Source organism: Nocardia paucivorans NBRC 100373, assembly GCF_000308675.1.
GTDB classification, from domain to species: domain Bacteria; phylum Actinomycetota; class Actinomycetes; order Mycobacteriales; family Mycobacteriaceae; genus Nocardia; species Nocardia paucivorans.
Window position 1 is genome coordinate 96,309 of sequence record NZ_BAGE01000035.1, and the last position, 13,493, is coordinate 109,801.

The 13,493-nt window shown below is 66.9% G+C and carries 13 protein-coding genes and 1 pseudogene; 9 read left to right on the forward strand and 5 right to left on the reverse strand.

Features of this window, described 5'->3' with window-relative positions; translation table 11 throughout:
- Positions 1-33 precede the first annotated feature (33 nt).
- The 7 genes from pheS to ON32_RS08735 all read left to right on the forward strand — a co-directional run bounded on the left by pheS (position 34) and on the right by ON32_RS08735 (position 8,084).
- Positions 34-1,128, forward strand: a complete 1,095-nt coding sequence (gene pheS / locus ON32_RS08705) for a phenylalanine--tRNA ligase subunit alpha (RefSeq protein ID WP_040790293.1) — start codon at positions 34-36, stop codon at positions 1,126-1,128.
- A gap of 28 nt (positions 1,129-1,156) precedes the next feature.
- Complete coding sequence (gene pheT / locus ON32_RS08710) at positions 1,157-3,661, forward strand: phenylalanine--tRNA ligase subunit beta (protein WP_040790295.1); 2,505 nt, start codon at positions 1,157-1,159, stop codon at positions 3,659-3,661.
- Positions 3,658-4,473 (forward strand): alpha/beta hydrolase, encoded by an 816-nt coding sequence (locus tag ON32_RS08715; RefSeq protein WP_051133015.1) that lies wholly within the window; start codon positions 3,658-3,660, stop codon positions 4,471-4,473. The genes pheT and ON32_RS08715 overlap by 4 nt, the downstream gene beginning before the upstream one ends.
- 119 nt (positions 4,474-4,592) lie before the next feature.
- Positions 4,593-5,102 carry a hypothetical protein gene (locus ON32_RS08720; RefSeq protein ID WP_040790356.1) on the forward strand — a complete coding sequence of 170 codons (510 nt, stop codon included), beginning with the start codon at positions 4,593-4,595 and terminating at the stop codon, positions 5,100-5,102.
- A gap of 41 nt (positions 5,103-5,143) precedes the next feature.
- Positions 5,144-6,202, forward strand: a complete 1,059-nt coding sequence (locus ON32_RS08725) for a hypothetical protein (RefSeq protein ID WP_051133016.1) — start codon at positions 5,144-5,146, stop codon at positions 6,200-6,202.
- A 222-nt stretch (positions 6,203-6,424) separates the two neighbouring features.
- Entirely contained in the window at positions 6,425-7,471 is a 1,047-nt protein-coding gene (locus ON32_RS08730) for a fatty acid desaturase family protein (RefSeq protein ID WP_051133017.1), read from the forward strand.
- Between the two features lie 88 nt (positions 7,472-7,559).
- Positions 7,560-8,084, forward strand: a complete 525-nt coding sequence (locus tag ON32_RS08735; protein ID WP_040790297.1) for a hypothetical protein — start codon at positions 7,560-7,562, stop codon at positions 8,082-8,084.
- A gap of 75 nt (positions 8,085-8,159) precedes the next feature.
- Here ON32_RS08735 and ON32_RS26975 read toward each other — a convergent pair whose 3' ends face one another.
- Positions 8,160-8,861, reverse strand: a complete 702-nt coding sequence (locus tag ON32_RS26975) for a DUF4241 domain-containing protein (protein WP_051133018.1) — start codon at positions 8,859-8,861, stop codon at positions 8,160-8,162.
- A 302-nt stretch (positions 8,862-9,163) separates the two neighbouring features.
- Between ON32_RS26975 and ON32_RS08750 the strand changes: the two are divergent.
- Positions 9,164-9,599, forward strand: a pseudogene (locus ON32_RS08750) (hypothetical protein).
- Between the two features lie 49 nt (positions 9,600-9,648).
- On the opposite strand, the gene ON32_RS08755 reads toward ON32_RS08750, so the two are convergent.
- The 3 genes from ON32_RS08755 to ON32_RS08765 all read right to left on the reverse strand — a co-directional run bounded on the left by ON32_RS08755 (position 9,649) and on the right by ON32_RS08765 (position 11,617).
- Positions 9,649-10,452, reverse strand: a complete 804-nt coding sequence (locus ON32_RS08755; RefSeq protein WP_040790299.1) for an alpha/beta fold hydrolase — start codon at positions 10,450-10,452, stop codon at positions 9,649-9,651.
- A gap of 104 nt (positions 10,453-10,556) precedes the next feature.
- On the reverse strand, positions 10,557-10,793 hold the full coding sequence (locus tag ON32_RS08760) for a hypothetical protein (protein ID WP_051133019.1): 237 nt from the start codon (positions 10,791-10,793) through the stop codon (positions 10,557-10,559).
- On the reverse strand, positions 10,790-11,617 hold the full coding sequence (locus ON32_RS08765) for an alpha/beta hydrolase (RefSeq protein ID WP_040790300.1): 828 nt from the start codon (positions 11,615-11,617) through the stop codon (positions 10,790-10,792). Before ON32_RS08765 ends, ON32_RS08760 begins: the two co-directional genes overlap by 4 nt.
- Positions 11,618-11,970: 353 nt before the next feature.
- Between ON32_RS08765 and erm the strand changes: the two genes are divergently transcribed.
- Positions 11,971-12,780: a 23S ribosomal RNA methyltransferase Erm gene (gene erm / locus ON32_RS08770; RefSeq protein ID WP_040790301.1), complete on the forward strand. Its 810-nt coding sequence runs from the start codon at positions 11,971-11,973 to the stop codon at positions 12,778-12,780.
- Here the strand turns inward: erm and ON32_RS08775 are convergent.
- Complete coding sequence (locus tag ON32_RS08775; protein ID WP_217998033.1) at positions 12,775-13,296, reverse strand: DoxX family protein; 522 nt, start codon at positions 13,294-13,296, stop codon at positions 12,775-12,777. The two genes, erm and ON32_RS08775, sit on opposite strands and share 6 nt — an antisense overlap.
- Between the last annotated feature and the right edge of the window lie 197 nt (positions 13,297-13,493).

Below are 13,493 nucleotides of genomic sequence, written 5' to 3' on the forward strand. Positions count from 1 at the left end.
GAAAACCGATCCCCAGGGGAGAGACGAACGACCGTGGCCGACAACGAGGCAGTCGCACACAATCGCGCCGACGAGGCGCGCAACGCTGCCGGGCAGGCGCCCGCGCTCACCGAGGAGGGCCTGGCCGCGGCCGCGGCCGCCGCCGAGAAAGCGTTTGCCGCCGCCGCCGATCTGGACGCGCTCGCGGTCGCGAAGACCGAACACATGGGTGGTAGATCACCGGTGGCCCTGGCCCAGCGCACCTTGGGTTCGTTGCCCAAATCGGAGAAGGCCGAGGCCGGTAAGCGGGTGAACGCCGCGCGCAAGCGGATCGCCGAGGCGTTCGAGGCCCGACACGCCGTACTGCTCGCCGAACGCGATGCCGCGGTGCTGGTCGCCGAGACGATCGACGTCACCCTGCCCGCCGATCGGGTCCCGTTGGGTGCGCGGCATCCGATCACCGTGATCTCCGAGCAGGTCGCCGACGTCTTCGTCGGCATGGGCTGGGAGGTCGCCGAGGGCCCGGAGGTGGAGACCGAGCACTTCAACTTCGACGCGCTCAACTTCCTGCCCGACCATCCCGCCCGCACCATGCAGGACACCTTCCATATCGCCCCGGAGGGCTCCCGACAGGTGCTGCGCACCCATACCTCCCCGGTGCAGGTGCGGTCCATGCTGTCGCGGGAGCTGCCGATCTATGTGGTCTGCCCCGGGCGAACCTTCCGCACCGACGAACTCGACGCCACCCACACCCCGGTGTTCTCCCAGGTGGAGGGTCTGGCCGTCGACAAGGGTCTGACCATGGCGCATTTGCGCGGCACCCTGGACGCCTTCGCGCGGGCCCTGTTCGGTCCGGAGACCCGCACCCGTATCCGGCCGAACTACTTCCCCTTCACCGAGCCCTCCGCCGAGGTCGACGTGTGGTTCCCGGACAAGAAGGGCGGCGCCGGCTGGGTGGAATGGGGCGGCTGCGGCATGGTCAACCCCAAGGTGCTGATCGCCAGCGGTATCGATCCCGACGAATACAGCGGTTTCGCGTTCGGTATGGGGCTGGAACGCACCCTGCAGTTCCGCAACGGCATCCCCGATATGCGGGACATCGTCGAAGGCGATGTGCGGTTCACCCAGCCCTTCGGTATCCGGTCCTGACCGTTTCGACTAGAGAGCGATACGACAAGTGCGAGTAGCGCAGTCCTGGCTGACCGAACTCATCCGGCGCACCACCCCCGACTGGTCGGTAACCCCGGAGGAACTCGACGCCGGTTTCGTCCGGGTCGGGTTGGAGGTCGAAGAGGTCGACAAGCTGCGACCGGTGACCGGGGATATCGAGCGGCCGCTGGTGGTCGGGCGGGTCGCCGAGATCACCGAGCTCACCGGCTTCAAGAAACCGATCCGATTCTGCAAGGTCGATATCGGCAAACCCGAGCTCCAGGAGATCATCTGCGGAGCCACGAACTTCGCCGTGGGCGATCTGGTGGTCGTGGTGTTGCCCGGTGGGGTGCTGCCCGGCGGGTTCGCAATTTCCTCCCGCAAGACCTATGGGCATATCTCCAACGGCATGATCTGCTCGGTCGCCGAACTCGGGATCGGCAAGGACCACTCCGGCATCCTGGTGCTGGAACCCGGTAGCGCCGAGCCCGGCGCCGACGCCAACGAGCTGCTCGGCCTCGACGACACCGTCATCGAACTCAATATCACCCCCGACCGCGGCTACTGCTTCTCGCTGCGCGGCCTGGCCCGGGAACTGGCCTGCGGTTTCGACCTCGGATACGCCGATCCCGCGGTGCGTGTGCTGCCGAACGACGAGGCCGAGGCCTGGCCGTTGCAGGTGACCGAGGAATCGCGGTGCACCCGGTTCGGGATACGTCGGGTGACCGGTATCGACCCCGATGCGGTGAGCCCGTGGTGGCTGCAGCGCCGGTTGCTGTTGGCCGGGGTGCGGCCGATCTCGCCGGCGGTGGACGTCACCAACTACGTGATGTTGGAGCTGGGGCAGCCGCTGCACGCCTTCGACGCGGCGAAACTGTCCGGTTCCCTGGTGGTGCGGCGGGCGCAGACGGGGGAGAAGCTGCGCACCCTCGACGACGTCGAACGGGTCCTCGACCCGGAGGATGTGGTGATCGCAGACGATTCCGGTGTGATCTCCCTGGCCGGGGTGATGGGTGGGGCGAGCACCGAGGTGGGCGCCGAAACCACCGATGTGGTGCTGGAGGCGGCCACCTGGGATTCGCTGCTGGTCTACCGCACCGCCCGCCGGCACAAACTCGTCTCCGAGGCGAGTAAACGCTACGAGCGAGTGGTGGACCCGGAACTCAATCTGGCCGCCCTGGACCGAGCCGCCGCCCTGCTGGCCGAGATCGCCGGCGGCACCGTGGAACCGGCGCTCACCGATTTCCGGGCGGTTCTGCCCGCGCCGGAGCCGATCCGAATGGACATCGACCACGCCGACAAGGTGGCCGGCGTGGTCTACCCGACCGGGACGTCGGCGCGCCGGCTCACCCAGATCGGCTGTCAGGTCGACGTGGGGGTGAACGAGACCACCGGTCACGCACAGCTGGTGGTCACCCCACCCAGCTGGCGGCCCGATCTGGCCCAGCCCGCGGATCTGGTGGAGGAGGTGCTGCGACTGGAGGGACTCGAGCAGATCCCGCTGGTGCTGCCCAAGGCTCCCGCCGGTCGGGGCCTGTCCCCGCAGCAGCAGCGGCGGCGCTCGGTGAGTCGGGCGCTGGCCTTCGCCGGTTGTGTGGAGGTGCCGCCGCCGGTGTTCCTGCCCGCCGACGTCTTCGATGTGTGGGGGCTGGACGACGACGATCCGCGTCGCACCACCACCCGAGTGCTCAACCCACTCGATGTGGACCGGGCCGAACTGGCCACCACCCTGCTGCCCGGCATGCTGGAGGTGGCAGCCCGCAATATCTCGCGCGGCGCTCGCGATCTGTCGCTCTACGGGATCGCGCAGGTGGTGCTGCCCGGACCGGAGACCAAGCCGGTCGACCCGCTGCCGGTGGATCGGCGGCCGACCGACGAGGAGGTGGCCGCGCTATTGGCGTCGCTGCCGGAGCAGCCGGTGCATGTGGCGGCGGTGCTCACCGGACGTCGGGAGCCGCGCGGCCCGTGGGGCCCGGGCCGACAGGCCGAGGCCGCCGACGCCTTCGCGCTCGCCGATGTCATCGGCGCGGCGGCCGGCGTGCCGATCGAACGCCGCGCCGGCAGGTATCTGCCGTGGCATCCGGGTCGATGCGCCGAACTGGTGGTCGACGGTGTGGTGGTCGGTCACGCCGGTGAACTGCACCCGGCCGTGCTGGAACGGTCCGGTCTGCCGCCGCGCACCTGCGCGCTGGAACTGAATCTGGATGCGCTTCCGCTGCGGGATTCCCGACCGGCGCCGCTGGTGTCGCCGTTCCCGGCCGTGCTGCAGGATGTCTCGGTGAGCGTCGACCGCGAGGTCCCCGCCGCAGCCGTGGAGTCGGCGTTGCGCTCCGGTGGCGGCGACCTGCTCGAGGACATCGCCCTGTTCGATGTCTACGAAGGCGCTCAGGTAGGCGAGGGTCGCAAATCCCTCACCTACGCGCTGCGGTTCCGGGCACCGGACCGCACCCTCACCGAGGACGAGGCGAGCGCCGCCCGTGACGCAGCGGTGGCCGCGGCCGCCGAGACGGTCGGCGCGGTGCTGCGCTCTTGACCACATCGGTCCGGAGATCGTGGCGGCCGGGCCATCCGGCCCGGCCGATCCTGTACGCGCTCACCTACCGGCCGACGCGTCGGATCGAGCGGACGCCGTCTGCGCTCGGACTGGACTACACCGATCTGTCCATCCCGACCGCCGACGGCCGGACCCTGCACGCCTGGTGGGTGCGTGCGCAACGTCCGATCGGCCACATCCTGTTCGCGCACGGGAACGCAGGCAATATCGGTGACCGGGTGCCGATCTACGCCCTGCTGAACGCCGCCGGATTCGACGTTTTGGCCTTCGACTACCGCGGTTACGGCCGCAGCACCGGCCGCCCCTCCGAAACCGGTACCGCCCTGGATGCTCGCGCCGCCCGGCAGGCGCTGCTCGATCGGCCGGGTGTCGATCCGGAGCGCGTCGTCTATCTGGGTAAATCCCTCGGTGGCGCGGTCATGCTGGAACTGGCCGTGGCGCATCCGCCCGCCGGGCTCGTCCTCATGTCCACCTTCACCGGTCTGCGTGACACGGCCCGGCGGCTGTATCCGTTCCTGCCCGCGCCCGCCATTCCGGACGCCTACCCGAGCCTGCGCCGTATTCCGTCACTGACGGCGCCGCTGCTGCTCATGCACGGTGACCGGGACGAGTTGATCCCGCTGAGCCACGCCGAACGCCTCTACGCGGCAGCTCCCGAGCCGAAGCGGCTCATGGTGTATCCCGGGGCGGGGCACAACGACATCATCGGTATGGCCATGACGGACTGGGCCGCGGCGATCGTCGAATGGGCGCAGGAAAACGAGATCATCCGCCGCGCCGCCGACCGGTGACGGCATTCGTCGTCCGCCGTGGCTGCGTAGCCTGAGAAATATGAGCGGCAGGCGCTCGAAGGTGGTGGCGCGGCGTGACCGTGGAGGGCGCGCCCGTTCATACCGCGAAAGGACACAGTATGAGTGAACCCGATGCGGATCCGAGTGAGTTGGCGGTGCGGTTGGCCGCCTTGTCCGATGAGCAACTGCTCGCCGTGTTGAGTGTGGTCACCTCCGGCCGTCCGGGATTGGCGGAGGTGTACGAGGTGGTCACCCGACTGCTCGCCCGGACCGGCGCGACCGGACCGAACCCCGACGTGATTCCCGACACCCCGATATCCACCGGATATCAATCCTCTTCTGGTGGTCGGGTGTCTCCGCAGGTGGGTGGGGGCTTTTCCGCCGATACGGGGGTGACCGATCCCGGCGGTGGTGATCTCGGCGGTTATGGTCCCGATGGTGTGCCGACCTTCGAGTCGGTTCGCGATAAGGTCGAGCAGCGCTTCGGTACCGCGCAGGGGATGAGTGAACTCGACCGCCGAACTCCGGCGGGGCGTGGCGTCGACGAACAATGGGAGGCGCGCGAACAGGCCGCGCGAGAGCGTCTGGAGCAGATCCGGAAATCGGTGCGCGGCGAGCGCGGCGAATGAGGCCGGTCCGGTCCTCCGGCCCGGCAGGATAGGTGGACCCCATGACCGAACCAGCACTCACTCCGACACCGCGGCAGGCCGAGGCCATCGCCGAACGTCTCCTCGACGCCCAGGTGAAATATCTGCTGTCCGAGGTGACCGGGGACCGTTTCACCGAGGTCGTCGCCCGGGATGTGGCCGCCGTCCTCGGCGTGGCCGAAACCATCGGTTTCGAGGAGGTGGCGCCGGTCGATCGGGCCCGGGAGACCGTCGCCACGGTGATCGACCGGATCGGCGGTAGCAGCGTTATCGCCGATATGGTCGGTGTGTTCGCCGACGCCATCTACGACCACACCGCCGCCACCGACGACTACACCCTCGGCGAGGTGGTCGAACGGGAACCGGTGGAGGCGCTGCTGGAGAAGATCTTCGGTATGCACCGAACCCAGGAACGCATCCTGGACCGGCTCACCGACAGTCCCCTGATCGCCACCGTCGCCTCCAAATTCGTGGACAAACTGGTCGGTGACTTCGTGGAGGCCAACCGCCGGCGGGCCGAAAAGGTCCCCGGTATGGGCGCGCTCATGTCCCTGGGACAGTCCGCCGCCGAGCGGGCCCGCAAAGCCGCCGAAAGCAACGGCATCCTCGGTGACATCGCCGGTAAAGGGGCCATGTATGCGCTGCGCCGTACCAACAACGCCATTCGGGAGATGTTGCGTGAGGCGCCCGTGCACGAGGCCTCCATGGAGTTCTGGGATCTACACGCCGGTGAACCCGTCAGCGGGCTTCGGGCCTATCTCACCCAACAGGATCTGCGCGAACTCGTCGAGATCTGCTACCGCATCGCGGTGACCACCCGCGAAAAGGAATACTTCGGTCTACTCGTTGACGAATGCGTCCAGGTATTCCTCGACAAATACGGCGACCACACCCTCGCCGCCATGCTCGGCGAACTCGGCCTCAGCGGCGAGGACGTCACCGCCGAGATCCTGCGTTACGGCCCCGCCGTGGTGGAGGCGGCCAAACGAAACGGTGTGTTGGAGGGCCTGATCCGGGAACGGCTCGAACCCTTCTTCCTCTCGGACGAGGTCTTGCACATCCTGAGCGGGGCCGACATGTGACGGTGGTGTCTCCGGGCACCCCGATCGTCACCACTCGGGAAAGCGATTCGTCGACGAGCGGTCCCTGCGGTGTCGCGGGAGCCGATCGTGAACCCGTATTCGTCCGTCGGTCAGGCGACCACCGGCATTCCCTCCGGTAACGACCGTTCGAATGGACATCGTCGCGTCGATACGGTTCGGTTGCGTCAACGGGGGGATCGATCGGGATAGACAGGTAGGTAGATGACGGCGGCACATATAGGCCCCTCGGTGGCGGACACTCCGCGGCGTGGGGCCGGCAGCGATTACGCGGTGTTGTTGCGTCGGGTCCGAGAAGCCGGGCTGATGGAGCGGCGACCGTGGTATTACGCTCGAAGGACGGTTGCCGTGGTCGCGGCACTCGGGCTCGGGTGGGGTGTATTCGTGGCACTCGGTGATTCGTGGTGGCAGGTACTGACGGCCGTATTCCTGGGTATCGTCTTCCCGCAGTTGGCCTTTCTCGGGCACGATGCGGGACATCGGCAGATCTTCCGCACCGGACGGGCGAACTACCTGTACGGGCTGCTGGTCGGCAATCTCGGTATCGGGGTGAGCATCGGCTGGTGGACCGGTAATCACAATCGCCACCACGCCCACCCCAATACCGAGGGCGCCGATCCCGATATCACCGGTGTCCTGGTGCACTCCCCGCAACGGGCGCGTACGGAACGTGGCTTTCGGAGCTGGATCTTCCGTTATCAAGGGCTGTTGTTCTTCCCGCTGATATTCCTGGAGGCGGGCAGCCTGCACAACAAGAGCGTGCGGGCGGTGATCCGCGGGCAGGTCCCGAAACGGTTCTGGGAAGGATTGTTGTTGGCCGCGCACGGCATCGGTCTCGTGGCTGCGGCGTTCATCGTGTTGTCCCCGATACAGGCGGTGGTTTTCCTACTCGTGCAGCAGGGGGTGTTCGGTTTCTACATGGGATGCACCTTCGCGCCCAACCACAAGGGGATGGAGGTGTTCGAATCCGGCGACGCCGTGGACTATCTGCGCAGACAGGTGCTGACCTCGCGCACGGTACGCGGAGGATGGTTGCTCGACGCGGCCATGGGCGGGTTGAACTACCAGATCGAACATCATCTGTTCCCACCCATGCCGCGCTGCAATCTGCGTCGTGTCCAACCACTGGTCGTGCAGTATTGCGCGGAGATCGGGGTACCTTACCGCGAGACCGGGCTGGTGGACTCCTATCGCCAGGCGGTGGGGTTTCTGCACGCTGTCGGTAAACACGCCCGCCCGGCCGCCTCCTGAGCGTTCCGGGTGCCGCGCCGGGCGCGTTAGGGTCGGTTGCGGGACCGGAGATCTCCGGGCATGGGGTCGATACGAAGGGACAGCGCAGATGTCGGATACCTCGGTCGAGGTGCTTCTGGACGATTTCGAGAAGAAGGACGACTGGGACCTGATCGGTGCGGGGGCGGATACGACGCACCTCACCACGTTCGTGGAGGGTGCGCCGAACAAGCGGCCGGGAGTATATGCCGACGGCGGCAAAGGGGCCGATCACCGGGCGCTCGTCCTGCTCATCCGTTCGGCCGCTGCGGGTTTCGAGGTGGAACTCGTACGGCGACCGGGGCACGAGTTCTCGGTCACGGGTCGTGTATCGGGGGTGAGCTTGTGGGTGCGCACACCGCACGCCGCGCTGGAGATCGCCGCGCGGTTGCGTGACGGTTCCGGAGAAACCCGGGACGTGGTGTTGGGTACCGCGCCCATCGATGGTGAATGGCGCCGGCTCGAACACGAAGTAGGCGAACCGTTCACCGACGCCGAGCTTTTGGGATTGCGGATCCGGCTCGAGGACGTGGTGGAACGTCCGGGCGAGGTGATGATCCTGTTGGACGATCTGAGCGCGCTCACCACGGGATAGGTTCCTGCGGGGGCTTTTCGCCGTCGCGCCGGAATGGCTCGGTGCGGGCCGTGATCGCCGAGGCTCGCGGGTGGATCAGGGTTCTCCCACGGAAGCTGTTGCCGGATCGAGCCGTTCGGCACCGTGGAGGACGAGGAAATCGATGACGACGGAGGTAATGTCCCCGGCGTGGTCGCGGCCGAACCATACCGGGTAGGCGCCATCGCCGAATCCGGATTCGAATGCGGTCAACGACGGTTCGCCATCGGGCCCCGCCAGGGTCACCACCCGGGTTCCGGCAACGCGGTTCTCTGGGTCGTCACCACACAGGAGCTCGATCCAGCCGGTCGTGCCGTCCGGCTGGTCGTCGAGAACGGTGGCGAAGTATTCCAGCAGCGACGCGTCGAACAGACACCCCATCCCACCGTCGACCCCGAATCCGAAGAACTCGTCCTCGCGCAGGGCGGTGTGATCCTGTCCGGGTAGCAATGCCTGTTCCCAATGGGTGGCCGCCGTCCGTCCCACCCTGAGAACGGCCGCGCACACTCGTACGTGATCGGGATCGTCGACGAACCGGATGGTCGACAGCGACAGGGGATAACGGCCACCGGGCACCGTCTGCGTGAATGCCGTGAAATCTTCCGGGAACACCAGCCCGGTCGGGTCGCCGGCGATGAGATGTCCGGTCGGCAACACCAGGTGACCCTTGTCGTGAATCTCGCCGACCACGACCTTGCCGGTCGGCATGCGAAACCGGATGCCGTCGGTGAAGAACGCATCCGGATGAGCGGGTCTCATCGATCGCCCTCCGACGGGATCGGCGTGGTCACGCATTCCCCTCGATCCGAGTGGGAGAGGTTCGTGATCGGAGGTGATCCGACCGGATGCCGGATGGTGCTGTGATGCGGCCGAGAATGCATGTGCGGCACGGTATCGCACGATCGTGTGCCACGAGGCATGGTGTCGATCGGCCCGGCCCGTACGAATGGTCCGTCGGTGAGCGGTAGGGATCGCGGATCACGGGATCTGTGGTGCGGATCGATCATGCCGGGCATACTTTCGGCAAAGTGACATCGTGTTGTTTCTGAAATGTATCCGCAATGGTCATCGGTACGTCGACCGCGCTGGTACTCCTGGTCACCGGTTTGTTGTTTCTCACCGCCCTGGGACTCGAGGTGTGGAAGTGGCAGGCGATGGTCGATTCGCCCGACGGTCTGGCCCATCCGTACATCGATATCGCGCACCGGTCGGCGCTGCTCTATTCGTTCGCGACGGCGATGATCGCGGTTTTCGTCGAGCTGTCCGCGTGGCCTGCCGTGGTCGACGCGGTCGCCGTCACGGTGATACTGGCGATGTTCGTCATCGCCATTGCCAACCATCGCCAACCATGTCAGGCACGGCGTTCTGCGTGATACCGACAATCAGATGCGCAATCCGCCGGCGGCCATGCGCTGGGTGCCGGCGGCGTTGATCGTCGGCGAGATCGGCGGTTTTGCGGTCCTACTCGCGGGATTCACCGTGGGGCAGCTCTTGTAGTGGAGGCGCGGGGCCGGTATCCGGTCCGGTCGTGCGGAATGCACACCTGTCAGTACAGGAATCGGCCGATGGCCTCCGCCACCGTTTCGGGGCTCGTCGACGGTGCGAAGTGTGTCTGCCCGGGGAAGGTCACCAGGGTGGCGTGGGGAAGTACGGTCGCGAGCCGTTCCACGGTTTCCGGCATCGGCTGCCAGGTGTCCGCGCCGTGCATCAGCAGGGTGGGTGTGGTGACGGTCGACCATCGGTCCAGGTAGGTGGTATCCGCAATCATCGACTCGAGGTCTCGGCTCCAACCGTAGGCGTCGTCGGGCTCGTCCGTGTCCGGCTCGGCCTCCTCCACGAGGTCGAGCAATGCTGCCGGGACCCGGGCCACCTGCTCGGCCAGCAACCGGTTGGCCTGCCCCCGTTCGCCCCTCGCGGCCAGCTCCTCGAACCGGGTCAGAACCGGCGCGAGCTCCGCTCCTGCCGCGTAGAGGGGCGGTTCCCACAGCACCAGTGAGCGGGCCCCGATCCCGGCTGCCGCGGCGTGTAGGGCGACCGTGGCGCCGTAGGACATGCCGATCAGATGGGCCGGCAGGCCGATCAGGTTCATGAGCATCCGCAGGTCGCCCACCTCGTCGGCGAAATGTTTCGGCGAGCGACCGGGCCCGCTCGGGGTGTATCCGCGTCGCGCCGGTAGCCAGAGTTCGAAGCGGTCTGCCAAACGCTCGGCCACCGGCCGCCACGAGTGCAGCCCACCGCCGGAGCCGTGGATCATGATCACCGGGGAACCCGTCCCGATTCGCCGATAGTGGATGGGGGTCCCGTCGAACGACTCGAAGAACGCGGACGGCTCGTTGGTGTGTGAGGGCATGTGGCTACTTTCGCAAAGTCGGATCGGCCTTCTCGGTAACCCGGTGTCCCGGTTTCGTATGTCGAGCGGAAACGGCGTCGCGCATCCGGGTGGTGATACCGAATTCAGTGTCCACGTGTGCGGACGTGAATGCGTTCGCCGTGTTTTCCGAAGAGGCTCGGCATCTCGATGCTGCCGTGGCCGGTGGAGTCGAACCAATGGGGGATACGACAGTCGAGCCCGGCCGCCTCGTCGGCGCCCATGAGGAAATCGTTGTCCCCGAGCCGCACCCACAGCCGTCCGCGCGGTACGGTCGGCCACCGATCCGATCGACTGCCGTGAGTTCCGGTGGTGTCGTTCATCGGCGGTCGAGCCACTCCACAATGGTGCCGATGGCTCGGCGGAACGCGCGGGTACGGGGGCGATTCAGAAATCCGTGGCCGGTGTGCGGGACGACGATGTGTTCCGTGGCGACCCCGGCCGCGATGAGTTCCGTGGCAAAGGTTTCGCCGGAGGCGCGGAGGGTGTCGTGGTCGGCGTCGAGCAGGAGAGTTGCCGGGAGTTTCGCCAGATCACTGCCTCCGGGAAAAACACCGGGCGCAGTGAGCGCTTCCGTCGAGCCCACGTAGTTGAGATTCATCCGGTGGATCACCCGCGGTGAGAATTGGGTGAGGCCACGTGGCCCGCGCACTCGGGAGCGGACCGAGTCCGGCAGCGGTGGGAGCGCCGCGTGGAAGGCGCCGTAGCAGAGTACGAGCCCGTTCGACGGGTCCTTTCCGTCGTCGCGCAGGCGTAGGGCGGCGGAGGCGGCCAGGCATGCGCCGGCGCTGGCCCCGCCGAGAGCCAGGCGCGGTCGTTCGGCTCTCAGGTCGTCGACGGCGGAGACGACGGCGTCGAGGGGGACCGGATACCGGTTCTCGGAGGGGCGCAGGATTGCCCGGGGTAGGGCCGGCGCTTTCGGCACCAAGGGGTAGTCGACAGTTCGTACTCGTCGGCCGGATTCGGCGACGCGCAATGCGACGATATGTGATTCCCGCTGGTCGAGCCCACCGGAGACGAATCCGCCGCCGTGGAGCCACAGTAGTGCCACGGCACCGGGTTTCTCGCGGGCGGGTAGATAATCCCGGATCGGGATCGGTCCGTGACGTCCGGTGATCGCGCCGTCGCGGACCCGGACATCGTTCACGGTGCACTCCTCGGATCGGTTATGGCCCGGTTGTCCTCACGTCCTGCGTCGGGATCCGGCGAGTTCTCGTGGCCGGCCGTGCTCTATGGGTCGGGCGCTGCGGTCCGGCTCTTGGTTCAGGTTAGTCCGCCACGGACCCGAGATGGCAGGGCCGAGAAAATACGATGCGTCGATTTCCGACCGTGCGCTACGATCCGCGATCATGGGAAACGCAGCAATGGCGTTTGTGCGGATACGTCGCGTCTAGCGGCGTGTAGCGACTCTTCTTCGATTTCGCCGCGCCGCTTCGACAGTTCGATGTCGAGCGGCCCTTCGTGCTGCTCGAGTGTCCATTTCTCTCACCCGGAGTTTCCATGCCCGCATACCGCGACGGCCGACACGAATTCGGCCAGAACTTCCTCACCGATCGCCGGACCGTCGACACCATTGTCGACCTCGTCTCGCGAACGGCGGGACCGATCGTCGAGATCGGTCCCGGCCACGGTGCCGTGACCCTTCCCTTGCAAACGCTGCGGCGGCCGATCACCGCCGTGGAGATCGATCGTCGGTGCGTATCGGTGCTGCGGCGGCGGGTGGAGCCCGCCACGACCGTGGTGCACGACGATTTCCTGCGGTATCGGTTGCCGCGCCGGCCGCACACGATCGTGGGCAATCTGCCGTTCCATCAGACCACCGCCATATTGCGACGGTTGTTGCACACCGAGCACTGGACATCGGCGGTGCTGCTCGTGCAGTGGGAGGTGGCGCGCCGGCGGGCCGGGGTGGGCGGTGCGACGATGATGACCGCGCAATGGTGGCCCTGGTACGACTTCGCCCTGGTGGATCGGGTGCCCGCGACGGCGTTCACGCCGTGCCCCGGTGTCGACGGAGGGTTGTTGACCGTGATGCGGCGACCCGATCCGCTGGTGGACCCGGCGGCCCGTGGAAGGTACAGCTCCTTCGTCCATGCCGTGTTCACCGGCCGGGGGCACGGACTGTCACAGATCCTGTCGCGGGTCTGTGATCGGCACACCCGGCCGGCGGTGGGGAAGTGGTTGGCCCGGCAGCGGTTTCGCCGGGCCCCCTTGCCGCGAGACCTGTCCGCCGAACAGTGGGCCGCCGTTTTCGAGATCGTCGATCGTGGTTCCGGGGCCGCCGTCGAGCGGTCGGGGCGCGGGTTATGACGTCACGGATATCGTGTCGTGCCGCGCGATATGGGACCGGCGGAACGCGGCCGCCGCACCGGAGGCCCACAGGGCGACGGCGATATAGACGATCTGTTCCGGAATCCGGAACCACAGCGGTGTCGGCGGTTCGCCGTTGAGTGGAATATCTGCCAGGTCGGCGTGGATATTGGCCGGAAGCATCACCACCAGCAATACCGCCAGTCCGACTCCCACCGGAATGCGGGTGGCCGTCATCACGAGTCCCACCGCACCGGCCAGCTCCAGGACACCGGTCACGTAGACGGCGAATTCCGGGAAGGGGACGAACGGCGGCACCATCGCGGTCAGGTCGGCGTGGCCGGGCATCACCGTGACGCTGTCGGGCATGAAATGCGCGAGGCCGGTCATGGTGAACAGAAATGCCAGCCCGTGGGCCGCGCTGACCTGCCAGGTGGCGAAGCGGCGCACACCGAGCGCCCCGAGCAGGCGTAGGCCCAGGGTGGGGGCGATGAACATCATCAGTGTGCCGAGCACGGTGTTCTCCTTCGGTCGGCGGGTCGGAAACGAGAGGCGGAGCGAAACGCCCAACGATATTGTTATCGACTGATAACAAGAAAAGAGTATGCATTGACTGATAACAAGTCAAGGAACTGGTTCGCCGGCCGCCGGAACCCACGTGGAAACGGCATCCGTATGTGAAGGGTGTGCGTCGTCCCGGGCCGAAACGCCCA

Excerpts from the sequence above, each read along its gene's own strand:
- ON32_RS08720 (WP_040790356.1), top strand. The coding sequence starts at position 4,593 with ATGAGTGAACCCGATGCGGATCCGAGTGAGTTGGCGGTGCGGTTGGCC.
- ON32_RS08725 (WP_051133016.1), top strand. The coding sequence starts at position 5,144 with ATGACCGAACCAGCACTCACTCCGACACCGCGGCAGGCCGAGGCCATC.
- ON32_RS08730 (WP_051133017.1), top strand. The coding sequence starts at position 6,425 with ATGACGGCGGCACATATAGGCCCCTCGGTGGCGGACACTCCGCGGCGT.
- ON32_RS08735 (WP_040790297.1), top strand. The coding sequence starts at position 7,560 with ATGTCGGATACCTCGGTCGAGGTGCTTCTGGACGATTTCGAGAAGAAG.
- ON32_RS26975 (WP_051133018.1), bottom strand. The coding sequence starts at position 8,861 with ATGAGACCCGCTCATCCGGATGCGTTCTTCACCGACGGCATCCGGTTT.
- ON32_RS08755 (WP_040790299.1), bottom strand. The coding sequence starts at position 10,452 with ATGCCCTCACACACCAACGAGCCGTCCGCGTTCTTCGAGTCGTTCGAC.
- ON32_RS08760 (WP_051133019.1), bottom strand. The coding sequence starts at position 10,793 with ATGAACGACACCACCGGAACTCACGGCAGTCGATCGGATCGGTGGCCG.
- erm (WP_040790301.1), top strand. The coding sequence starts at position 11,971 with ATGCCCGCATACCGCGACGGCCGACACGAATTCGGCCAGAACTTCCTC.